This window comes from Streptomyces sp. NPDC093252 (genome assembly GCF_040683675.1).
Lineage (GTDB): Bacteria > Actinomycetota > Actinomycetes > Streptomycetales > Streptomycetaceae > Streptomyces.
In genome coordinates this window covers 789,402-808,462 of record NZ_JBFBEM010000001.1, presented here as the reverse complement: position 1 = coordinate 808,462, position 19,061 = coordinate 789,402, and the positions used below count along the sequence as shown (strand labels likewise).

The 19,061-nt window shown below is 73.9% G+C and carries 21 protein-coding genes and 1 pseudogene; 13 read left to right on the top strand and 9 right to left on the bottom strand.

Features of this window, described 5'->3' with window-relative positions:
* Positions 1-866, bottom strand: an 866-nt coding sequence (locus tag AB0O01_RS03220; RefSeq protein WP_365310444.1) for a maltotransferase domain-containing protein, incomplete at its 3' end; no start/stop codon positions are given.
* Between the two features lie 77 nt (positions 867-943).
* Positions 944-1,240, bottom strand: a complete 297-nt coding sequence (locus tag AB0O01_RS03215) for a DUF5133 domain-containing protein (RefSeq protein WP_365310442.1) — start codon at positions 1,238-1,240, stop codon at positions 944-946.
* 374 nt (positions 1,241-1,614) lie between these two features.
* Between AB0O01_RS03215 and AB0O01_RS03210 the strand changes: the two genes are divergently transcribed.
* Positions 1,615-2,130 (top strand): pep a2, encoded by a 516-nt coding sequence (locus AB0O01_RS03210; protein ID WP_365310440.1) that lies wholly within the window; start codon positions 1,615-1,617, stop codon positions 2,128-2,130.
* Between the two features lie 89 nt (positions 2,131-2,219).
* Here the strand turns inward: AB0O01_RS03210 and AB0O01_RS03205 are convergent, their stop codons facing one another.
* Positions 2,220-3,023, bottom strand: coding sequence for a VOC family protein (locus AB0O01_RS03205; RefSeq protein WP_365310438.1), 804 nt, complete (start codon positions 3,021-3,023; stop codon positions 2,220-2,222).
* 165 nt (positions 3,024-3,188) lie between these two features.
* Complete coding sequence (locus AB0O01_RS03200; protein WP_365310436.1) at positions 3,189-4,001, bottom strand: SigB/SigF/SigG family RNA polymerase sigma factor; 813 nt, start codon at positions 3,999-4,001, stop codon at positions 3,189-3,191.
* Between the two features lie 214 nt (positions 4,002-4,215).
* Between AB0O01_RS03200 and AB0O01_RS03195 the strand changes: the two genes are divergently transcribed.
* The 4 genes from AB0O01_RS03195 (at position 4,216) to AB0O01_RS03180 (ending at position 7,097) form a co-directional block, all read left to right on the top strand.
* On the top strand, positions 4,216-4,743 hold the full coding sequence (locus AB0O01_RS03195) for a MarR family winged helix-turn-helix transcriptional regulator (protein ID WP_365310434.1): 528 nt from the start codon (positions 4,216-4,218) through the stop codon (positions 4,741-4,743).
* Positions 4,740-5,573 carry an ATP-binding cassette domain-containing protein gene (locus tag AB0O01_RS03190; protein WP_365310432.1) on the top strand — a complete coding sequence of 278 codons (834 nt, stop codon included), beginning with the start codon at positions 4,740-4,742 and terminating at the stop codon, positions 5,571-5,573. The genes AB0O01_RS03195 and AB0O01_RS03190 overlap by 4 nt, the downstream gene beginning before the upstream one ends.
* Entirely contained in the window at positions 5,533-6,393 is an 861-nt protein-coding gene (locus AB0O01_RS03185; RefSeq protein WP_365310429.1) for an ABC transporter permease, read from the top strand. The genes AB0O01_RS03190 and AB0O01_RS03185 overlap by 41 nt, the downstream gene beginning before the upstream one ends.
* A gap of 188 nt (positions 6,394-6,581) precedes the next feature.
* On the top strand, positions 6,582-7,097 hold the full coding sequence (locus AB0O01_RS03180) for a hypothetical protein (RefSeq protein WP_365310427.1): 516 nt from the start codon (positions 6,582-6,584) through the stop codon (positions 7,095-7,097).
* A 16-nt stretch (positions 7,098-7,113) separates the two neighbouring features.
* On the opposite strand, the gene hemC is transcribed toward AB0O01_RS03180, so the two are convergent.
* The 3 genes and pseudogenes from hemC to AB0O01_RS03165 all read right to left on the bottom strand — a co-directional run bounded on the left by hemC (position 7,114) and on the right by AB0O01_RS03165 (position 9,462).
* A complete protein-coding gene (gene hemC, locus AB0O01_RS03175; RefSeq protein WP_365310425.1) occupies positions 7,114-8,049 on the bottom strand; it encodes a hydroxymethylbilane synthase in 936 nt (311 codons plus the stop codon).
* A 96-nt stretch (positions 8,050-8,145) separates the two neighbouring features.
* Positions 8,146-8,343 (bottom strand): annotated as a pseudogene (locus AB0O01_RS03170) (NPP1 family protein); the annotation flags it as partial.
* Positions 8,344-8,502: 159 nt separating this feature from the next.
* Positions 8,503-9,462, bottom strand: a complete 960-nt coding sequence (locus AB0O01_RS03165) for an ATP-dependent DNA ligase (protein WP_365310501.1) — start codon at positions 9,460-9,462, stop codon at positions 8,503-8,505.
* A 510-nt stretch (positions 9,463-9,972) separates the two neighbouring features.
* On the opposite strand from AB0O01_RS03165, the gene AB0O01_RS03160 reads away from it, so the two are divergent.
* The 3 genes from AB0O01_RS03160 (at position 9,973) to AB0O01_RS03150 (ending at position 12,241) form a co-directional block, all read left to right on the top strand.
* Complete coding sequence (locus AB0O01_RS03160; protein ID WP_365310423.1) at positions 9,973-10,653, top strand: response regulator transcription factor; 681 nt, start codon at positions 9,973-9,975, stop codon at positions 10,651-10,653.
* 134 nt (positions 10,654-10,787) lie between these two features.
* Entirely contained in the window at positions 10,788-12,020 is a 1,233-nt protein-coding gene (locus tag AB0O01_RS03155) for a cytochrome P450 (protein ID WP_365310421.1), read from the top strand.
* Positions 12,021-12,046: 26 nt separating this feature from the next.
* Entirely contained in the window at positions 12,047-12,241 is a 195-nt protein-coding gene (locus AB0O01_RS03150) for a ferredoxin (RefSeq protein ID WP_365310419.1), read from the top strand.
* Here AB0O01_RS03150 and AB0O01_RS03145 read toward each other — a convergent pair.
* Positions 12,225-13,490: an alpha/beta hydrolase-fold protein gene (locus tag AB0O01_RS03145; protein ID WP_365310417.1), complete on the bottom strand. Its 1,266-nt coding sequence runs from the start codon at positions 13,488-13,490 to the stop codon at positions 12,225-12,227. The genes AB0O01_RS03150 and AB0O01_RS03145 overlap by 17 nt on opposite strands.
* A gap of 124 nt (positions 13,491-13,614) precedes the next feature.
* On the opposite strand from AB0O01_RS03145, the gene AB0O01_RS03140 reads away from it, so the two are divergent.
* Positions 13,615-14,142, top strand: a complete 528-nt coding sequence (locus AB0O01_RS03140) for a MarR family transcriptional regulator (protein WP_365310415.1) — start codon at positions 13,615-13,617, stop codon at positions 14,140-14,142.
* Between the two features lie 113 nt (positions 14,143-14,255).
* Here AB0O01_RS03140 and AB0O01_RS03135 read toward each other — a convergent pair whose 3' ends face one another.
* On the bottom strand, positions 14,256-15,401 hold the full coding sequence (locus AB0O01_RS03135; protein ID WP_365310499.1) for an MFS transporter: 1,146 nt from the start codon (positions 15,399-15,401) through the stop codon (positions 14,256-14,258).
* Positions 15,402-15,533: 132 nt separating this feature from the next.
* Here AB0O01_RS03135 and AB0O01_RS03130 point away from each other — a divergent pair, with 132 nt between their 5' ends.
* From AB0O01_RS03130 to AB0O01_RS03115, 4 genes are all read left to right on the top strand, one after another.
* On the top strand, positions 15,534-16,346 hold the full coding sequence (locus AB0O01_RS03130; RefSeq protein ID WP_365310412.1) for a helix-turn-helix transcriptional regulator: 813 nt from the start codon (positions 15,534-15,536) through the stop codon (positions 16,344-16,346).
* Positions 16,347-16,392: 46 nt separating this feature from the next.
* Positions 16,393-16,860, top strand: a complete 468-nt coding sequence (locus tag AB0O01_RS03125; RefSeq protein ID WP_365310410.1) for a peroxiredoxin — start codon at positions 16,393-16,395, stop codon at positions 16,858-16,860.
* 109 nt (positions 16,861-16,969) lie between these two features.
* A complete protein-coding gene (locus AB0O01_RS03120) occupies positions 16,970-18,004 on the top strand; it encodes a prolyl oligopeptidase family serine peptidase (protein WP_365310407.1) in 1,035 nt (344 codons plus the stop codon).
* 105 nt (positions 18,005-18,109) lie between these two features.
* The gene (locus tag AB0O01_RS03115) at positions 18,110-19,060 is read left to right on the top strand and encodes a TauD/TfdA family dioxygenase (protein ID WP_365310404.1); all 951 of its coding nucleotides are present in this window, start codon (positions 18,110-18,112) and stop codon (positions 19,058-19,060) included.
* Position 19,061 lies beyond the last annotated feature (1 nt).

Here is a 19,061-nt window from a genome sequence, read left to right as displayed (position 1 = left end):
AGGGTGCCGAGCTTGGGGTGGACGGCGTCGTGACCGCCTTCCGGTGAGCCGATGGCCCAGGGCACGCCGACGTCCTCGGGTCCGGCGGAGAGGGTGTTGTTGGGGCCCTTGCGGTGGGTCGTCCCGATGGGGTGGATCGGCGGGAGGTAGACGACGTCGAAGCCCATCGCGGCGATGGCGGGCAGGCGGCGGGCGGCGGTCGCGAAGGTCCCGTGCGGCTCCTCGGCCGTCCCCTCCGACCTCGGGAAGAACTCGTACCAGGACCCGAACAGGGCCCGCTCCCGCTCCACCAGCAGCGGCAGGGGAGCGGAGGTGGTCACCAGCTCCCGCAAGGGGTAGCGGGCGAGGACCGCCTCCACCTCCGGGGTCAGCGCCCCGGCCAGCCGCTCCGCCACGGGCCGGTCGTCGTCGCGCAGCGAGTGGGCGGCGCGCAGCACCGTCGCCCGGCGGGCCCGCCCGGGGATACCGGCCGCCGCGCGCTCATGGAGTTCGGCGCCCTCCTCCAGGACGAGTCCGGCGTCGATACCGGCGGGCACCTTGATCCGGGCGGTCCTGCGCCAGGTCGCGACCGGGTCGCTCCACGCCTCGACGGCATAGGTCCAGCGACCCTCGCCGTCCGGGGTGATGTCGGCGCCCCAGCGGTCGGTGCCGGGGGCCAGTTCGCGCATCGGCGTCCAGGGTCCGGGACGGCCCTCGGGATCGACCAGGACCACATTCGCGGCGACCGCGTCATGGCCCTCGCGGAACACGGTGGCGGTGACCTGGAACGTCTCGTTCACCACTGCCTTCGCGGGGCAACTGCCGCCCGCGACCGCCGGTCGGACGTCCCGAACCGGGATACGCCCGACAGTCGGACTTACGCTCATGGTCCTCACCTCCGTCGTGCTCGAAGCCGGGCCATGGGCGGCCCGGCTGCGGGGGGAATGCGGTGCGGGAGGTGTCGTCACCCGCCCGCGGTGGTGGGCAGGGCCGTGGGTGGGCCCCGCCGGGCGGCCCGGCCGATGTGCCGCCGCCCGTTCTGCTCCAGCAGATACGCGGCCAGGGTGGTGCGCAGATAGCGCTCGGCGGCGTCCGCTGCCTCGCGCGCGCACCGCTGGCCCATGAGCACGCACAACGTGTAGCCCGAGTCCTCGAAAACGGCCCGCACCGCGCGGTCGGCGGGTGCGGCCAGCATCATCCGTTCCCAGGCCCGGTACCGCCTCAACTGCCGGGTGACCTCGGCCTTGGCGGGTAGCAGCATGGCGCGGTTCACCTTCCGGGCGACGAAGGCACGCTCCCGACCCTCGGGCGCCGCTCGAAGCCTTCACTCATGGTGCACGCGCGGCGACGCAGCGTCTTGTTGGAGCTTCAACAATCTCAGATGTGTATCCATTTGTCTCAAATGTGCGCTCAGATGCGCGGGAGGCTGTGCGGGAGGCGCGCTCGTGTTGCACGAATGGCCTAGCGGCTCCACTGTGGGAGATGACTCAGAAGCGACGGATGTTCACGCTTCGTGTTCGCGTTCGTGTTTCTGTCCGCTTTCGCTTTCGTGTCCGCTTTCCTGTTCGTGAGCGTCGGGGTCGGGTCCGTGGGACCCGGAGACGCGCGGCCACCGCCGGTGAGGAGCCCACCACGATGAAGACCGCAGTTCCCTGCTACTACCACCTCGACGTGGAGGTCACCCCGGAGCGCGTCCGGCAGGTCCGGCGCATCCTGGCGGCCCATCTGAGGCACTGGGACCTCGACCCGCTCGTCGCCCCCGTGTGCGCCAACACCGGGCTGCTGCTGGAGGCCATCGACGCCCACGCCACCGACAAGAACACCACCGTCGAACTGTGGTGGAACGGCCAGCATCTGATCACCGCCGTCGGCGAGCACGACGACGGGCTGCGCCCGGACCGGGAACTGCGCGGCTGCCTGGAGCGGATCGCCGCGATGAGCGACGGCTGGGGCTGCTGCGCCACCGGCACCGGCAGCAGGGTCATCTGGTTCTCGCAGCGCGCCCGCGACGGAGAGCGCCTGCCCCTGGTGCCGACCGCCCCCGGACCCCGGCTCAGCGAGGGCCGCCGGGCGCCCCGCGCCCTCCCCGTCGCCGCCGTCGCCGTGTCCCGGCCGGCGGATCGCCGACGATCCATGACCCTGAACCGGTGAGCCATGACCCTGAGCCGGTGAGCCATGGCTCTGAGCGGGTGAGCCATGGCTCCGCCTGAACCGGCGACCCGCACAACCGACCCGCCCCCTCAAGGGCGCCGCTCCGACGTCACCGTGAACTGGGCCCCGTCCGGATCGCGCAGCACCGCGTCCTGGAGGCCCTCGGCGAGGACACTGCCGCCGTTCAGCTCGGCGGCGCGGACACAGGCCGCCACATCGGTCACCGCGAAGTGCACCTGCCAGTGCGGGCGGATGGTGGGATCGGGGGCGGCGCCCAGCGCGCCCGACCGGATCCGGGCCACCACCTCACCGCCCCGCCGCAGTACCACCTCGTCCCCCTCGTAGTGCACCTCGCAGGAGCCGGGCCGGTCCGAGGCCCACTCCAGGACCTCGCCGTAGAAGATCGCCGCGTCGAAGGCGTCCCGGGTGTGCAGCCGGATGAACGCCGGTGCCGAGCGGTGCCACACCTCCCAGTGGCCCACGAGTTCCCCCTCCCACACCCCGAAGGTGGCCCCGTCCCGGTCGGCCAGCAGCGCCGCCCGCCCCGGCGGCAGGGAGATCGGCCCCACGGCCGTCGTACCGCCCCGCTCCTTGGCCCGCGCCACCGCCTGGTCCGCGCTGATCACCGCGAAGTACGGGGTCCACGCCACCGCCATCTGCCACATCGAGGCCACCGCCGCGACCCCCGCCACCGGCACCCCTTCCACCAGGGCGATCCGGAAGTGGTCGCCGAGTGTGGCCTGCCGCCACCGCCAGCCCAGGACCGCGCCGTAGAACGCGGCCGTGGCGTCCAGGTCCCGGCTGGTCAGACTCACCCAGCAGGGGGTGCCGAACACGGCCCGCGTGGTGACGACCTCCGGTGCGGGGCGGGCGGGTGTCGTGTGCTGGTTCATGGGCACGTCCTCATCGGCACATCCGTCTCCTCGTGGCCGTCGGCCCTCGGCCCTCGGCCGCCCGGTCCCCACCAGTCTCCGGCCGGAACGCCCCGGAGGCCCGCCGAGCACCCCCGACCGGCCCCACGCGCCCCGCCCCACCCGGGGAGGCGTCAGCCCGGGGGCTCACCCCGTCTCCGCCAGCACCTCCGCCCGCAGCCGCGCGCAGCACCCGGTCAGCAGCCGGGACACATGCATCTGCGAGATGCCGAGCTGCTGGGCGATCCGCCGCTGGGTCATGCCGCGGTAGAACCGCAGATAGAGGATGGTCCGCTCGCGCTCGGGCAGCGCCCGCAGACACGGCCGTACGGCGGCCAGGTCGACCACCGTGTCGAAGCGGGGGTCGGTCCCGCCCAGGGTGTCGGCGAGGCTGTGCCCGTCGCCACCGGCCGGCTCGGCGTCCAGGGACAGCGCGGTGAAGCAGTCCAGCGCCTCCAGACCGGCGCGCACCTCACCCTCCTCCAGCCCGGTGTGCGCGGCGATCTCGGCGACGGTGGGGAAGCGCCCCGGCGTGGACTGCGCCAGCTCGGCCACCGCCCGCCGCACCCGGTTGCGCAGCTCCTGCACCCGGCGCGGGACGTGCAGGGTCCACAGATGGTCCCGGAAGTGCCGCTTCACCTCGCCGGTGACCGTCGGCACGGCATACGCCTCGAAGGCGTGGCCGCGTGCCGGGTCGTAGTGGTCGACGGCCTTGACCAGGCCCAGCGCGGCGACCTGGCGGAGGTCCTCCAGGGTCTCGCCGCGGCCCCGGAACCGGACGGCGATCCGCTCGGCCATCGGCAGCCACGCCCGGACCAGTTCGTCCCGCAGCTCCCGGCGCTCGGGCCCGTCCGGCATCCGGCTGAGCCGCTCGAACGCGTCGGCGGTGTCGGGGGCGTCGTGATGGGGATGGGGATGGGGGCGCGGGTGGGGGTGCTGGTTCCTGCCGGTGTCACGCATACGGCGCACCTCTTCTCACCGGAGTCCGGGGCGGTACGGAGCGAGCGGGCCCGGAGCCAGGGCGGTGGCACTGAGAAGCCGATGCCCCGCCCTCAGGGTGCCGAAACGGGCAAATCACCCTTCGTCGCTCCCGTGCCGAAACCCGAACGAATCCGGAGCCGTTCTTGACCTCCCCTTGAGGCGGTATCTCCTTAGCAGAGCTAACGTTGAATGCATGGCAGCAGACACAGTGGCAGGCGCCACCGGCACCACCGGCACGGCAGGCGCCACGGACACCGCAGGCGCCGCAGGCACCGACCCCGACCCCTTCCCCGAGGAACTCGCCGACGCCCTGGTCGGCGTCCAGCGGCTGATCCGGCGCCGGGTCCGGGCCGAACTGCCGGACGCCCGGCTGCGCGGCGCCGAGGTGGAACTGCTCCGCCTGGCGACCTCGCACCCCGGTGTCGGCATCTCGGAGGCCGCCAGAAAGCTGGGTCTCGCCGGGAACTCGGTGTCGACGCTGGTCAACCAGCTCGTCCGGGACGGCTGGCTGGTCCGGGAGACCGATCCGGCCGACCGCCGCGCGGCCCGGCTGCTGCCGACCCCGGCCGCCGAGACCCGGCTCGCGGACTGGCGCCGCCGCCGCGCCGATGTCGTACGGCGCCAGGTCGCCCGGCTGGACGAACCCGACCGGGAAGCCCTCCGTGCCGCACTTCCGGCGATGCGGCGGCTGACCGACACCCTGCGCGAGGAGGACGCGTGAGCACCGACAGCGCTGTTTCCTGCACCGGTCTGACCTACGCCTTCGGTCACACCAAGGCCGTCGACGGGCTGGACCTGACCGTGCGCGAGGGCGAGGTCTTCGGTCTGCTCGGCCCCAACGGCGCAGGCAAGACCACCGCGATCCGCTGCATCACCACCCTGCTGCCGGTCCCGGCCGGGATGGTGCGGGTCTTCGGCCGGGACGCCGCGGGCGACAAGATGGGGGTGCGCCGGATGCTCGGCTATGTCCCGCAGCAGCTCTCCGCCGACGCCGGACTCACCGGCCGCGAGAACGTCACCCTCTTCGCCCGGGTCTACGACGTCCCTCGCCGCGAACGCGCCGAGCGGGTCCGCCAGGCCCTCACCGCCGTCGGTCTCGCCGATGCCGCCGACCGGCTCGCGAGCACCTACTCCGGCGGTATGGTCCGCCGCCTCGAACTCGCCCAGGCCCTGGTCAGCGCCCCCCGGCTGCTGATCCTGGACGAGCCCACCATCGGCCTCGACCCGATCGCCCGCACCGGCGTCTGGGCGCACATCGACGCCGTCCGCCGGGCCACCGGGATGACGGTCCTGGTCACCACCCACTACATGGACGAGGCCGACCAGTACTGCGACCGGGTCGGCCTGATGCACCACGGCAAGGTCCGCGCCCTCGGCACCCCCGACGAACTGCGCCGGGGCCTCGCCGACCGCCGGTCCACCGCCGCCACCGGTCCGCTGCCGACGCTGGAGGACGTCTTCCGGGACGTCGCCGGCGGCGGCCTGGACGACGAGCCAGGAGGTTTCCGCGATGTCCGAAGCACCCGCCGCACCGCCGGCCGTGTCGGCTGACGCACCGAGCACCGGCGACATCGGGCTGCTGCTCAAGCCGCCCTCACCGCGCGCGGGCTGGCGGCTGCTGCCCGCCCGGGTCGTCGCGATGTGCGCCGTCGAACTCCAGAAGCTCAGCCACGACCGCACCGAGCTGTACACCCGGGCCGTCCAGCCCGCCCTCTGGCTGCTGATCTTCGGCCAGACCTTCACCCGCATCCACGCCATCCCGACCGGCGGCGTCCCCTACACCGACTTCCTGGCCCCCGGGATCATCGCCCAGTCCGCGATGTTCATCGCCATCTTCTACGGCATCCAGATCATCTGGGAGCGCGACGCCGGGATCCTCAACAAGCTGCTGGTCACCCCGACCCCCCGGGCCGCGCTGATCACCGGCAAGGCGTTCGCGTCCGGCGTCAAGGCGCTGATCCAGGCCGTGGTGGTGATCATCATCGCCGCGCTGCTGGGCGTCTCCCTGACCTGGAACCCGCTCAAGCTCCTCGGGGTCGCCCTGATCGTGATCCTCGGCTCGGCGTTCTTCGCCTGTCTTTCGATGACCATCGCCGGGATCGTCCTCAACCGGGACCGTCTGATGGGCTTCGGGCAGGCGATCACCATGCCCCTCTTCTTCGCCTCCAACGCCCTCTACCCGGTCGACATCATGCCGGGCTGGCTCCAGGCGATCAGCAAGGTCAACCCGCTGAGCTACGAGGTCGACGCCCTGCGCGGCCTGCTGATCGGGACCCCCTCGCATCTCGCGCTCGACTTCGGGGTGCTGGCCGTGGCCGCCGCCGTGGGCATCGCCGCCGCCTCCTCGCTGCTCGGCCGGCTCGCCCGCTGAGCGGACCGCCGACGTGATGTGCAGCACGCGCGGGCCCGGGCCCTCCCGGCCCGCGCGGGAATTCTCCCTGGGCACGGCTTGATCACCGAACGCCCCGGGATTTTCCCTGATCACAGCGGATTCCACCCATTTGACAGCCCACCGGACCCACGGATAGGAAGCAGCTCTCGGAGGGAGGGGCGTGAGAGGTGTACGAGCCGAACGTGGTGGGGGACTGGCAGGAGTACGACGAGCGGGCCGGTCTGCGGGTCCGCGTCCACCGGCTGTGTGCCCAGGAACCCCCGCGCGGACGTGACGACGCCGCCGAGGGGCTCACCTACTTCAGTCTCCGGGTGACCGTCGAGAACCGCGGCCCCCGGCACCTCGGCGTCCATCTGGAGGACGGCCAGCTCGACATCCGCGTCGGCCCCGACGGCGAGAGCGCCTTCGTCGACTGGCGCAACTCCCAGTTCATCGAGGGCTACGACGTCTACCCGCTGCGCCGCGCCACCGCCGTCCTGTTCGCCGCAGGACCCGAGGCGGCGCTCGCCCAGGTGGACGTCCAGGTGCATCTGCGGATCGACGAGGAGTGGACCGGCCGCCGGATGTGGTCCGGCGGCCTCGGTGTCCAGGAGGACGCCCCGAGCGCGCACCCCGCCCGTGAGGGCCTGGCCTGCCAGGTGAGCAACTTCCTGCGTGGCCAGGCCGAGGAGGGCACCGCCTGAGCGGGACGCCCCCGGGTCAGTGCGGGATCGCGTCGATGATCTCGCGGGCGCCCTGCCGCAGCAGCGCCACCGCCACCGACGTCCCCAGCGTCGCCGGGTCCAGCCGCCCGGCCCATTCATGGGCGTTCAGCCGGGTCTTGCCGTCCGGGGTGAAGACACAGGCCCGCAGGGAGAGTTCCCCGCCGCGGTCGACGCGGGCGTAACCGGCGATCGGGCTGTTGCAGTGCCCCTGGAGCACATGCAGGAACATCCGCTCCGCCGTCGCCTCCCGGTGGGTGTCCGGATCGCCGAGCACGCTGACCGCGTCTATCACCTCGGTGTCGCCCTCACGGCACTGGAGCGCCAGCACCCCCGCGCCGATCGGCGGCATCATCGTCTCCGCCGGGAGCACCTCGCTGATCACGTCCGTCCGCCCGATCCGCGCCAGTCCGGCCGCCGCGAGCAGCAGCGCGTCGGCCTCCCCGGCGGCGAGCTTCTCCAGCCGCCGGTTGGCGTTGCCGCGGAAGGGCACGCAGTCGAGGTGCGGATGGGTGGCGGCGAGCTGGGCGACCCGGCGCACCGAGGAGGTGCCGATCCGGGTCCCGGCGGGCAGTTCGTCCAGCGTCAGCCCGCCCGGGTGGACCAGGGCGTCCCGGATGTCGTCGCGCTTGAGGAACGCGGCGAAGACCGTGCCCGCGGGCAGCGGCCGGTCGGCGGGGACGTCCTTGACGCAGTGCACGGCGAGATCGGCCCGCCCGGCGACCAGCGCCGCGTCGACCTCCTTGGTGAAGGCGCCCTTGCCCTCCACCAGGGACAGATCGCCGAGCCACTTGTCACCGGTGGTCTTCACCGGCACGACCTCGGTACGGACAGCGGGATGGCGGGCGCGCAGTTCGGCGCGGACCCGTTCCACCTGGGCGAGCGCCATGGGCGAGTCGCGGGAGACGATGCGGATCAGTTCGGGGACCGGCATGGGGCCACGATAGTGCGTCGAGGGACCGCTCACGGCCGTGCGGCGGTGCGCGGCCCCCGGTCGCGGAAGGGGTCAGGTGTTCGGACGCGGAAGGGGTCAGGCGTTCGGGTCGAACGCGATGCCCGCGGGCTTCGCCGCGGACAGATGCGAGGCGAAGGCGCTGTCCTTCAGCCCGAAGCCGGGCAGGGCCTGGTCCTTCTCGAAGTACAGCGCGTAGACGATGCCGCACCAACTGTTGTTGCACGTGTAGCGGGAGTAGCCGTTGGTGTTGTCCAGGTCCCAGGAGTCCCGGCACTGGATGCAGCCCAACGGCTGTGGAGGGAGGAGGGGTTCTCGGGGAGGGGGGCTTCGGGGAGCGGGGTTCAGCGTGCCGTTCGCGCCCCCTGCGCGCCAAGAGGGCGCGGGCGTCCCACGGGTGAAGCGCGGACCAACAGTCGCCCCGGCCCGCCCCGGTCAGCCGGCGACCTCGGGGAGCAGCGCCGCCGAGTCCTCGGGCGCGATGTCCTGCCGCAGCCGCAGCCAGGACGGCTGGCGCAGCAGCCCGGACCGGGTGCGGGTGCTGTACCGGACCTCGCCGACCAGTTGGGGCAGCACCCAGTGGACGCCGGTGAGGGGCGGCACGGGATCGAAGGGGCCGGTCCCGGCGGCGTACTCCGCCAGCAGCGCGGCCAGTTCGGCGCGCTCGGCCTCGCTCCAGCCGGTGCCCACATTGCCGATGTACCGCAGCCGCCCCGCGCCGTCGAACTGGCCGACGAGAAGGGAGCCGGGCAGGCCGGTGAGCCGTCCCTTGCCGGGCTGCCAGCCGCCGACCACCACATCGACGCCCCGCATGTGGCGGATCTTGATCCAGGCGCGGGAGCGGACCCCGGGCTCGTACACCGAGTCCAGCCGTTTGCACACCAGCCCTTCGAGGGCGTGTTCCCGGGTGGCCCGCAGCGCCCGCTCGCCGTGCCCGACCAGCGCGCCCGGCGTCGACCAGTGGGGACCGGCCAGCTCCAGCGACTCCAGCAGCGCGCGCCGCCGCCGGTACGGCTCCCCGAGCAGCGGGCGCCCGGCCAGATGCAGGACGTCGAAGAGCGCCAGATGGACCGGGGCCGCCGCGGCCCGCCGGGCCGCCCGCTCCGGCGCGTGCGCCAGCCCCATCCGGGACTGGAGGAGCTGGAAGTCGGCCCGTCCGTCCGCGTCCAGCGCGAGCACCTCTCCGTCCAGGACGGCCGGGGTGGCGCCCAGGGCCGTGCCGAGCCCGGCGAGTTCGGGGTAGGCCGCGGTGATGTCCGTCCCGGAGCGGGCCCGCAGCACCGCGCTCCCGTCGCCCGCGAGGTACACCACCGCCCGCTGCCCGTCCTGCTTGGTCTCGTACGCCCAGCGCGCGTCCTGGGCCGCGGGCGGCAGCGCACCGGGCGTGGCGAGCATGGGGGCGATCAGGGGCAGGTCGGGGAGGGCCACGCCCTCAGATGTGGACGGCCCACGGGGGTGTCACGCGCGGGCCGCGCCGGTTTCGCCCGAACGGCTGTGCAGTCGGTCCCCGTCTGCCCGGTCCCCGTCTGCCCGGCCCCCTTCCGCCTGGCCCTCGTCTGCCCGGCCCCCTTCCGCCTGGCCCTCGTCCGCCCGGCCCCCTTCCGCCCGGCCCTCGTCTGCCCGGCCCCCTTCCGCCTGGCCCTCGTCCGCCCGGTCCCCCTTCCGCCCGGTCCCCCTCCGCCCGGCCCCCCTCCGCCGCCCCGGGCCCCGATCTTGGCCTGCCGCCTACTTGAGCGGGCCCGGCCCGCGTGGATTAGTGGACTACCGGAGTCAGGCAGGCAGCGAGATTGGGTGATCCGCATGTGCCCCGACAGCTCGGCAGCTCCCCCTCCGGCGGCCGGCCGGCCGCTGTGTCCGGCGGGACCGGACGACCTCGCCCGGGGGGCGGGTCAGCGGCTCCTCGTCGTGGCCCCCGAACCACAGTTCGCCGAACTCCTCACCACCACCCTCGCCCTGGCGGGCTACCGGGTCAGCGCGGCGGCCACCGGCCTGGAGGCACTGGACCGGATCCGGGTCCAGCCGTTCGACCTGGCCGTGGTCGACGCACCGCTGCCCGACGCCGAGGAAGTGGCCCACCGGGTCCGCGTCACCCCCGGACCGCGCCCGCCGGTGCTGCTGCTGGCGCCCCGTGACGCGCTCGGCCTGCTGCTCGCCGCGCCGCGGGAGACCTGGCGCGACTATGTCACCAAGCCGTTCCGGGTCGCCGAGGTGCTCGCCCGGGTCCAGGTCCTGCTGGGCGGCTCCGGCACCGGCCGCCCCGGCGACGCCCTGCGCTACGGCGATCTGCTGCTGGACGGCACCCTGTGCCGGGCCAGCCGGGGAACGCGCCCCCTCGACCTCACCCCCGCCGAGTACCGGCTGCTGCGGCATCTGCTCGTCAACGCCCACCAGGTGCTGTCCAAGGAGCAGATCAGCCGCTCCGTGTGGGGCGACTTCCGCGGCGACAACGCCATCGAACAACTCGTCTCCCGGCTGCGCCGCAAGGTCGACCGGGACGCCCCGGCGCTGATCCACACCCGGCGGGGGTTCGGCTACTGGCTGGGCGGGGCGGAGATCGGGGCGGGTCCGGCCGGGTCCGCGTACTGAACCGGACGCGATCCCGATGTGATGACCATCACGTCAGGCTTCTGTCAGGTGGCTGACCGGAAGGTGTCAGCGCGCCCTGTTTCCCTGGTGTCACCGAGAGCGCCCCGACCCCGTCCCCGCCGACCTGGAGAGACATGGCCGACACCCTGACCGGCGAGCCCCGACCCGATTCCTCCGCCCCCGGCTACCCGATGCCCCGGGCCGCGGGCTGCCCCTATGACCCGGCACCGGACCTGACGGACCGGCAGGAGCACGGACGCCTGGTCCGCGTGCGCCTGTGGGACGGCAGCACCCCCTGGCTGGTCACCCGTCACGCCGACCAGCGGGCGCTGCTGCTCGACCCCCGGGTCAGCGCCGACATCGACCGCCCCGGCTATCCCCACCAGGCCGAGCGGGCGGGCGAGCCCGGCAGCCGCACCAGCTTCATCCTCATGGACGATCCCGAACACGCCCGGCTGCGCCGGATGGTGACGGCGTCGTTCACCCTGCGCCGGGTGGAGGCCATGCGCCCCCGGGTGCAGCGGATCGTCGACGAGTTGATCGACGGCATGCTGGCGGGCCCCAACCACGCCGACCTGGTCGAGGCGTTCGCGCTGCCGCTGCCCTCGCTGGTGATCTGCGATCTGCTCGGCGTGCCCTACGCCGACCACGCGTTCTTCCAGGAGAACAGCCGCACCCTTCTGGACGGGGCGGTGCCGATGAGCGGGCGGACGGCGGCGCTGGAGCGGCTCATCGGCTATCTGGACGACCTGCTCGCCGACCCGGACCGGGAGCCCGGTGACGATGTGCTCTCGGACCTGGTCGAGCGGGTCGCCGCCGGTGAACTCCCGCGGATCGAGGCCGCCCGGATGGGCGTTCTGCTGCTGATCGCCGGGCACGAGACCACCGCCAACATGATCGCCCTCGGCACGGCCGCGCTGCTCGACCATCCGGACCAGCTCGCCCTGTTGCGCTCCACCGAGGACCCGAAGCTGATCGCGGCGGCGGTGGAGGAGTTGCTGCGCTATCTGAGCATCGTCCACCAGGGCCTCCGCCGGGCCGTGCTCGCCGACATCGAGTTCGCCGGGCGGACCCTGCGCGCCGGGGAGGGCCTCATCATGCCCAACGATCTCGCCAACCGTGATCCCGTGGCCTTCCCCGACCCCGACCGGCTGGACCTGGCCCGTGGCAACCGCCGGCACCTCGCCTTCGGTTTCGGCGTCCATCAGTGCCTGGGCCAGCCGCTGGCCCGGATGGAGCTCCAGGTCGCCTACGGCACCCTCTACCGCCGTATCCCGACCCTGCGCCCGGCCACCCCCCGCGCCGGTCTCTCCTTCAAGCAGGACAGCGTGGTCTACGGCGTCCATGAACTCCCGGTCACCTGGTGACCGCCCCGACCCGGAAGGAGCGGACCGTGCGCGTGGAGGTGGACGGCACCCGGTGCGTGTCGGCGGGGCAGTGCGTGCTGTCGGCCCCCGGCGTCTTCGACCAGCGCGAGGAGGACGGCGTCTCCCAGGTCCTGGACGCCACCCCGCCGGAGGAGGTCCACGACGCCGTCCGCGAGGCGGAGGACCTGTGCCCGGCGGGGGCCGTCACGGTCCTGGAGTGACCCCGGGCCGGTCGTCCCCGGCCAGCAGCCGCACCAGTCCCCGGACCAGCGCCACCCGCCAGCACGCGTGGTCGTGGCCCCCGTTGAACTCCGTGAGGGTGACCCGGTTCCCGGCGGTGCGCAGGGACGTGTACAGGGCGCGGGTGTGCGGGAGCGAGGGGCCCTCCTGGAGGCCGACGTCCAGATGGACGCGGACCGGGAGCGGGGGGACGGCGGTGGTGCGGGGTTCGGGGGAGGGGAGGACGGACTGGGCCAGGACGGTGCCGAACCGGGCGGGGTGGCGCAGGGCGGCGTACAGCGCGGTGGCGGCGCCGAGGCGCTGACCGGCCACGACCGTACGGGCCGGGTCGCGGGTCAGGGGCCAGCGGCGGACGGCCCAGGGGAGCAGTTCGGTGGCCAGGAACGTCACGAAGGCGTCCCGGTCGGCGAGGTCGCGACGCCGGGTGGGCCGGTCGACCGCGTCCGGCGCCAGCACGGCCAGCGGGGGCAGCGCACCGGCCGCGATCAGGGCGTCCAGGGTGTGCGCCAGCCCGAACCGCCCGAACCACATGTCCCCGTCGGCCAGCACCAGGACCGGCAGCGGCGGCGCCCCGGCCGGCGCCCCGCCCACCGGGAGGTACACCCAGGTGTCCCGGGCCCCGCCCAGCGCCACCGACGGCACCGCGTGGCACGCGGTCCGCCCCGCGTCCGGGACGGTCGGGTCCGGGATCCCGGGCGGCAGGGCCGGTGCCCCGGGCAGGGCGAAGACCGAGCTGTCGGCGCGCTGCCAGCGCCGGGGGATCGTCCGGGGGTTGAGCGGGTCGGCCGCCGCGTGCACCGACAACGACCGCAGCCGGAGCTGGAGTTCCGCCGGGTCCGTCGGCGGCTCCTTGGTGGAGATGTCCGCCGCCAGCCGGTACGACGCCCGGTGGTCGGCGCGCAGCCGCAGCCCGAGATGCCAGACGTCCGTGCCGGGCACGTGCTCCAGCAGGGACCCGGCGAGCCGCTCGCCGTCGGCCGACGGTCCGCCGCAGAGCAGCACCTGACGGGTGGCCCGGTGACCCCGCCACAGAAAGGTGACCACCCGTTCGTCCGGCGCGTCCGGCGCCGCCTCGACCAGCGGTGTGCCGAGCCTTCGCACCTCGCTCCAGAACTCCGCCGTGAGCGCCGCCCGGCCGGGGTCGTCGGTCACGGCCAGCCGGGCCACCAGCCGCGCCACCCGGGGGCCGGTCGTCCGTACCGGGCGGGGCGGGGTCGTCAGAACGGGCATCGCTCCTCTTCTCACTCCCGAGTTCCCATTCCCGGGGAACGCCAAGTAAGTGAGGTTAGCCTAACCTAAATATCATCCGATCAGGGTTTACTTGCGTTACGCAACGATATGGTAAAGTCGGCGCATGTCCACGACGCCGCCGCCCGCCACCCCCGCCTCCCCGGAGGTGACCGAGATCGAGCGCGCGCTCTCCCGGATCACCTACCTCAGCTCCCGCGCCCGGCAGCACGACAGGCTGATGGCCGTGGCCGGCGTCCCCCTGGACCGCGCCGCCACCGCCGTCCTGCGCCGGATGGCCGACGGCGAGCCGCCCCGCCCCGGCGAACTGGCCGCCCGCCTCGGCGTCGAGCCCTCCCATGTCACGCGCACGGTCCAGCAGTTGGAGCGCGCCGGATACGTCACCCGGGTCCCCGACCCCGACGACCGCCGCGCCCAGCGCATCGAGCTGACCGGGGCGGGCCGCGAGGCCCTCGCCCGGATCCGCGAGGCCGGGGCCCGGGGCATGCAGGTCGCCCTCGCCGACTGGACCCCCGAGGAACTCCGCCAGCTCGCCACCCTCTTCCACCGCATGGTGGACGACTTCCTCGCCCATATGACGGACGAGGAGGAGAACCAGGACAGCGGGGAGCAGGGGGACACCTCCCCACGCTGACCCCCTCAGGACCGGCCCGCCCCGGCGCCCCTCGCGCTGACCGCGCGTCAGGACCAGCCCCCCCACGGGTCAGGACCGGCCCGCCCCGGCGCCCCCGCCGCATTGACCGCACCTCAGGCCCGGACCACCCCGCCCCCCTCCGCCCCGGCGTCGGTATCGCGCCGTGTCCCCGGCTCCCGCAACCCCCGCACCAGCAGCCACGCCACCGCGGGCAGCGCCACCAGCGGGACCAGCGCCGTCCGCAGGGTGGTCGCGTCCGCGAGTACGCCCAGCGCCGGGGCCGCCAGCCCGCCCGCGCTGACCGCGAGCCCCAGGGTGACCCCGCTCGCGGTGCCCATGTGCCGGGGCAGACAGTCCTGGCCCAGCGTGATGTGCAGCGCGAACGGCACATAGAGCCCCGCCGACACCAGTGCCACGAAGAAGAACACCGCGGGCCCCGGCACCAGCAGCAGCCCCGCCACGGCCACCACCGTCACCGCGTACGAGTGCCGCACCACCGCCAGCCGCCCGTACCGGTCGGCGAGCCCGCCGCCCACCACCGTCCCCACCGCCCCGCCCGCGTACAGCACGAACAGCGCCGCCGTCCCGGCCACCGCACCCCCGCCCGCCCGGTCCCGCACATACAGCGAGACAAAGGCGCTCAGCCCCACGAACACGACCGACCGGCACACGACCGCCCCCGACAGCCGCAGAAACGCCGGCCAGTCGTCCCGTCCGCCCGCCTCGCCCGCCGACACCGCCACCGCCGGAACCCGCCGGGTCACCAGACACAGGACGCTGCCCAGCAGCGCCGGGACCACCAGCAGCGGCGTGGCCCCGAGCGAACCCGTCGCCACCACCGCCGACACCAGCAGCGGGGCCAGCGCGAACCCGACACTCCCGCCGAGCGAGAACCACCCCATCGCCGACTGCCCACCCCCCGACACGGCCCGCGCGGCCCGCGCCGCCTCCGGGTGGTAGGCCGCCACCCCGATGCCGGAGACCGCCACCGCCACCAGCGTCGCCGCGTACGCGTCCCCCACCCCGCTCAGCGCCACCCCCGCCCCCGCCACGCACACGCTCACCGGCAGCAGCCACGGCATCGGCCGCCGGTCCGTGAGCACCCCGAACAGCGGCTGCACCAGCGACGACAGCAGCGACGCGGCGAGCACGATCCCGGAGGCCGCCGCATAGGAGTAGGCGCGCTCGGCGACGAAGTACGGCACCAGCGCCGCCACCGCCCCCTGGTAGACGTCCACACAGGCATGGGCGACGGACATCAGGGCGATCGGCCGCCGCCCGACAGCACCCCGCGACCGCGCCCCGGAGACCGGCGGCGTCGTTGATTTCATCGGCATGGGCCGATCGTCGCGCCGGGCACCCCTGTCGGGCTTTCATTAAACTGCCTGACTATGCCGAACATCCGCCACGACCCCAGGGCCCCCACCAGAGCCCAGACCCTGACGGCCGGCGCCCGGATCGACGCCCACCGCCACGACGAGCACCAGATCGTCTACGCGGGCTCCGGAGTGCTCGCCGTCACCACCGCGCACGGCACCTGGTTCGCGCCCGGCACCCGGGCCCTGTGGGTGCCCGCCGGGGCCGTGCACGCCCACCGCGCCCACGGCCACCTCGCCCTGCACACCGTGGGACTGCCCGCCGACGACAACCCGCTCGGCCTCGACACCCCCACCGTCCTCGTCGTCAGCCCCCTGCTGCGCGAGCTGATCCTCGCCTACACCCGCGACCCCGAGGACCCCGGACCCGAACGCGCCCGGCTGCTCGCCGTCCTGCGCGACCAACTGCGCGCCTCGCCCCAGCAGCCGCTGCGCCTGCCCACCGCCACCGACCCCCGGCTGGCCGCCGTCTGCGCACTGGTGCACGAGGATCCCGCCGACCCCCGCACCCTGGCCGCCCTCGGCGCGGCCACCGGCACCGGCGAACGCACCCTCAGCAGGCTCTTCCGCACCGAGTTCGGGATGACCTACCCCCAGTGGCGCACCCAGTCCCGGCTGTACCACGCCCTGCGGATGCTCGCCGAGGACCTGCCCGTCACGACCGTCGCCCACCGCTGCGGCTGGTCCACCGCCAGCGCCTTCATCGACGTCTTCCGCCGCTCCTTCGGCCACACCCCCGGCGCCCATCAGCGCCGCGGCCGGCCCGCCGCCGGGAACGGGCCCCAGACCCCGGGGCCCGGCCCGGACACCCCGGCCATCGTCCCGTAGGATCCGCCGCAGATCCCCCACCACCGCACCGCGTTCGGAGGAAGCCATGGCAGGACGAGTGGATGTCGGTGACCGGGTCGAGGACTTCGAGCTGCGGGACGAGACCGGCACCGCCCGGCGGCTCACCGCGCTCCTCGCCGACGGCCCCGTCGTCCTGTTCTTCTACCCCGCCGCGCTCAGCCCCGGCTGCACCGCCGAAGCCTGCCACTTCCGCGACCTGGCCGCCGAGTTCGCCGAGGCGGGCGCCCGTGCCGTCGGCATCAGCGGCGACGCGGTCGACAAGCAGCAGGAGTTCGCCGGAAAGCACGGACTCGGGATGCCGCTGCTCTCCGACCCGGACGGCACCGTCCGCGCCCGGTTCGGCGTCAAGCGCGGATTCGCCCTCGTCCCGACCAAACGGGCCACCTTCGTCATCGACCGGGACCGGACCGTCCTCGCGGTCGTCCGCAGCGAACTGCGCATGAACAGCCACGCCGACCAGGCCCTCGCCGCCCTCCGCGCCCGCCCGGCCTGACCCACCCACGCCGGTGCCCGATCCTCGACGCCAGTGCCCGATCCATCGACGCCGGTGCCTGAAATATCAACCCTGGTCCCCGGCGCGGCCCTTGGGGATACTGAGCCGTATGCGGTTGCTGAGCAAAGCCTGCCTTGCCGTCACCTTCCTCCTGACGACCGCGGCCGGCTGTACCGACGGCGGGACCGACGCGGCCCCCTCCCCGTCGCCCTCCACGCCCCCCACCTCCTCCGGTCCGCCCACGAGCGCGCCACCCAGCGCGAGTCCGAGCACGGAGCCACCGAACCCGGTCTCCATCCCGGCCCTCATCGCCCGAGAGCACACCGGCACCGATCTGCGCCTCGGCGACGTCCGCAGCAGAACCGACGCCTACACCCAGTACGCCGTCACCTACCGGGCCAACGGGCTGACCATCTCCGGCATCATGAACATCCCGACCGGCGACGGCCCCTTCCCGGCGCTCGTCCTCGCCCACGGGTACATCGACCCGGACGTGTACACCACCGGCCGGGGTCTCGCCCGGGAGCAGGACCTCCTCGCCCGCAACGGCTACATCGTCCTGCACACCGACTACCGCAACCACGCCGGTTCCGACGACGACCCCGGCAACGAACGCCGTCTGCGCCTCGGCTACACCGAGGACGTCATCGGCGCCGCCCTCGCGATGCGCGGCTCCGGCCGCCCCGAGATCGACGGCGACCGCATCGGGCTGCTGGGCCGCTCCCTGGGCGGCGGGGTCGTCTACAACACCCTGGCCGTGGCCCCCGGGGTGTTCGACGCGGCCGTGGCGTTCGCCCCGGTCAGCGCCCGGCCCGAGGAGAACATCGACTTCTACCAGGAGGGCCAGCCCGTCGTCGAGGAGATCGAGGAGGCGAACGGCACCCCCGAGGAGAACCCCGAGTTCTGGCGCGAGGCCAGCCCTCTCACCTATGTCGACCGGGTCACCGAGCCGCTCCTCGTCCACCACGGCACCGAGGACGTCAACGCCCTCATCGAATGGTCACGGGACGCCGTCTCGGTGTTCGAGGAGGCCGGCAAGGACGTGGAACTGCTGACCTACGAGGGCGAGGCGCACACCTTCTACTCCCAGTGGCCCGACTCCATGGAGGCCACCATGGACTTCTTCGAGGAGCACCTGACCTGACCCCGGTCGGCCGGGGGTCCCTGTCGCCCGCCGGATGCCCGCCTGCCACGATCGTCCCAGGGGCCCGGGAACGTGACGACGACGAGGACCGACGGAGTGGGCAGCATGACGACCAAGCAGGGCGGGGGCATCGAGGTGCGGCCGGTCGCCGGGTACATCGGGGCCGAGATCACCGGTGTCGATCTGGCGGACGGACTGGACGAGGCGCAGGTCGCGGTGGTGCGGGCGGCGGTGCTCCGCTGGAAGGTGGTGTTCTTCCGGGGGCAGCGCCTGGACCACGAGGGGCAGGTGCGGTTCGCCCGGCGGTTCGGGGAGCCGGTGGTGCTGCGGCGGCGCGGCTCGGCCTCACCCGCCGGGCACCCCGAGATCGAGACCACCGCCGACCGGCTGGAACTGGGCGGCCGGTACGGCATGGAGCACGACGAATGGCTCCGGCGCCGCCGCCACATCCCGCTGCGCGGCTGGCACTGCGACCACGGCGCCCGCGTCGACCCGCCCGCCGCGACGATCCTGCGCGCCGAGACCGTACCGCCCTACGGCGGTGACACCACCTGGGCCAATCTGGCCGCCGCCTACGCCGGACTCTCCGCCCCGGTCCGCGCCTTCGCCGACGGACTGCGCGCCGAACACCGGCTGGGCGTCGGCTACCAGTCCCGCCCCGGCGACGACGCCTATGTCCGCCACCTCCTGGACCACCAGATCGCCACCGTCCACCCGCTCGTCCGGGTCCATCCGGAGACCGGCGAGCGGGTGCTGTTCGTCAACGGCTACTACGTCGAGCACATCGAGGACGTCTCGCGCGCCGAGAGCCGGCTGCTGCTGGAACTGCTCCTGGAGCAGGCCACCCGCCCCGAGTACACGGTCCGCTTCCACTGGGAGCCCGGCAGCGTGGCGTTCTGGGACAACCGGGCCACCATCCATCTCGCCCCCTCCGACAACGCCCACCTCGGCCACCCCCGCACCATGCACCGGGTGATGCTCGCCGGGGACGTCCCGGCCGGTGTCGACGGCAGACCGTCCGAGGCCCTGGTGGGCAGCGCACCCGGCCGCTGGTGAG

What these genes read in the sequence shown, in the direction of transcription:
- AB0O01_RS03195 (WP_365310434.1), top strand. Translation starts at nt 4,216, where the DNA reads ATGGCAGCAGACACAGTGGCAGGCGCCACCGGCACCACCGGCACGGCA.
- AB0O01_RS03140 (WP_365310415.1), top strand. Translation starts at nt 13,615, where the DNA reads ATGTCCACGACGCCGCCGCCCGCCACCCCCGCCTCCCCGGAGGTGACC.
- AB0O01_RS03155 (WP_365310421.1), top strand. Translation starts at nt 10,788, where the DNA reads ATGGCCGACACCCTGACCGGCGAGCCCCGACCCGATTCCTCCGCCCCC.
- AB0O01_RS03135 (WP_365310499.1), bottom strand. Translation starts at nt 15,401, where the DNA reads ATGTCCGTCGCCCATGCCTGTGTGGACGTCTACCAGGGGGCGGTGGCG.
- AB0O01_RS03115 (WP_365310404.1), top strand. Translation starts at nt 18,110, where the DNA reads ATGACGACCAAGCAGGGCGGGGGCATCGAGGTGCGGCCGGTCGCCGGG.
- AB0O01_RS03145 (WP_365310417.1), bottom strand. Translation starts at nt 13,490, where the DNA reads ATGCCCGTTCTGACGACCCCGCCCCGCCCGGTACGGACGACCGGCCCC.
- AB0O01_RS03120 (WP_365310407.1), top strand. Translation starts at nt 16,970, where the DNA reads ATGCGGTTGCTGAGCAAAGCCTGCCTTGCCGTCACCTTCCTCCTGACG.
- AB0O01_RS03215 (WP_365310442.1), bottom strand. Translation starts at nt 1,240, where the DNA reads ATGCTGCTACCCGCCAAGGCCGAGGTCACCCGGCAGTTGAGGCGGTAC.
- AB0O01_RS03205 (WP_365310438.1), bottom strand. Translation starts at nt 3,023, where the DNA reads ATGAACCAGCACACGACACCCGCCCGCCCCGCACCGGAGGTCGTCACC.
- AB0O01_RS03165 (WP_365310501.1), bottom strand. Translation starts at nt 9,462, where the DNA reads ATGCTCGCCACGCCCGGTGCGCTGCCGCCCGCGGCCCAGGACGCGCGC.
- AB0O01_RS03185 (WP_365310429.1), top strand. Translation starts at nt 5,533, where the DNA reads ATGTCCGAAGCACCCGCCGCACCGCCGGCCGTGTCGGCTGACGCACCG.
- AB0O01_RS03200 (WP_365310436.1), bottom strand. Translation starts at nt 4,001, where the DNA reads ATGCGTGACACCGGCAGGAACCAGCACCCCCACCCGCGCCCCCATCCC.
- hemC (WP_365310425.1), bottom strand. Translation starts at nt 8,049, where the DNA reads ATGCCGGTCCCCGAACTGATCCGCATCGTCTCCCGCGACTCGCCCATG.
- AB0O01_RS03210 (WP_365310440.1), top strand. Translation starts at nt 1,615, where the DNA reads ATGAAGACCGCAGTTCCCTGCTACTACCACCTCGACGTGGAGGTCACC.
- AB0O01_RS03125 (WP_365310410.1), top strand. Translation starts at nt 16,393, where the DNA reads ATGGCAGGACGAGTGGATGTCGGTGACCGGGTCGAGGACTTCGAGCTG.
- AB0O01_RS03130 (WP_365310412.1), top strand. Translation starts at nt 15,534, where the DNA reads ATGCCGAACATCCGCCACGACCCCAGGGCCCCCACCAGAGCCCAGACC.